Genomic DNA, 1,592 nt, shown 5'->3' with positions numbered 1-1,592 from the left:
CACCTCGCCCACCGCCTGCCCGGGGCGCTCCGCCAGCGCCTGCAAGAGCGCCATGTAGTGCTCCCCCATCCGCTCTATCGTCCCAGAATCGAACAGCTCCGATGCATAGATGAACTGGGCGCACACCTGTCCATCCGCTTCCTCCGTGGTGCTGAGCGTCAACTCGAATTGCGCCGCACCATCCGGCAAAGGCTGGTTCTTGAGTACCAGGTCCGGCAGATCCCGCAAGGAGGCAAGGCCATTGCGCTGGTGATTGAAAAGCACCTGAAACAGGGGGCTGACGCCGAGGCTGCGATCAGGCTGCAAGGCTTCCACCAATTGCTCGAAGGGCAGATCCTGGTGCGCCTGCGCACCCTGTGCCGCCTGCCTGGCGGCGGCCAGCACTTCGCCAAGCGGCGTGCGACCGTCGAACTGCCCGCGCAGCACCTGTGTATTCACGAAGAATCCGATCAGGCCCTGGGTCTCCACCCGGTCGCGGTTGGCAATGGGCACCCCCACGCGGATGTCGTGCAGGCCTGTGTAGCGATGCAGAAGTGCCTGGAAACCCGCAAGCAGTGCAACGAACAAAGTGGCGTCCTGCGAACGCACCCGACGCTGCAGGGCGCTGACGAGTTCCTTGGGAAGCTCGATTTCCCACAGCGCCGATCGGTATTGGCCCTCCGTGCGCCGACCGTGATCGGTGGGCAGTTGCAACACGGGATGCTCGTCGCCCAACTGCTTTGTCCAATAGGCGAGCTGCCGGTCTTTCTCACCGGCCTCCAGCCACTGCCTTTGCCAAGCCGCATAGTCGGCGTACTGGATGGGCAGGGGCGCCAGCGCAAGGGACCGGCCCAATAACCGCTCCCGGTACCGGGCCACGAATTCCTCCACGAGCACCTGCATGGACCAGCCGTCGGAGACGATATGGTGCATGACTACCACAAGCCAATGCTCGCGCTCGCCGAGGCGGATCAGCCCGACCCGCAGCAACGGCCCCGCGCTGAGATCGAAGGGCGTTTGGCTGATGCGCCGGGCCGCCTGTTGTGCACGGTGCGGCCGATCTGCCAGTGCCACCGTGCGCAGATCCGCCACGTCCAGTGCGAAGCGGGAATGCGCCTGAATCACCTGCTCGGCCGTGCCGTCAAGGCGCGGGCGGAACACGGTGCGCAAGGCCTCGTGCCGCTCGATCAGATCGGTGAAGCTGGCATGGAGGGCCTCGCTGTCCAGCGCGCCCTGCAAATGCAAGGCCCCGCTGATGTGGTACGCCGTGCTTTGTGGATCCAGTTGCCACAGGAACCATTGCCGCAACTGCGCATGCGACAGGGCAAGGGGACCGACACGCTCTGCAGCGCTCAGTGCCGTGATGGGCGGCCCTGAAGGGTCTGCCGAAGGGGTTTCGGCCTGGGTCGCGGCAATCGCCTGGGCAAGGGCTGCCAACCGCTGGTGCTCGAACACCTGCCGCGGCCCCAGCGGCAGGCCCCGCGCACGGGCCTGGGCGCACACCTTGAGGCTCAGGATCGAATCCCCGCCCAGTTCGAAGAAGTGGTCATTGCGCCCCACGCGCCTGCACCCCCACGCACCCTCGGCCCAGATCTGCCGCCAGCGCCCCTCGA

Annotated in this window: 1 protein-coding gene; it reads right to left on the bottom strand. The window is 66.1% G+C overall.

Annotation, left to right across the window (positions count from 1 at the left end):
* The coding region (locus AC27IQ_RS24190; RefSeq protein WP_487091085.1) for a condensation domain-containing protein at positions 1–1,539 on the bottom strand (1,539 nt) is incomplete at its 3' end.
* Between the last annotated feature and the right edge of the window lie 53 nt (positions 1,540–1,592).

The organism is Acidovorax sp. KPB24-07 (assembly GCF_057543315.1).
This window is presented reverse-complemented; position numbering and strand designations above follow the sequence as displayed.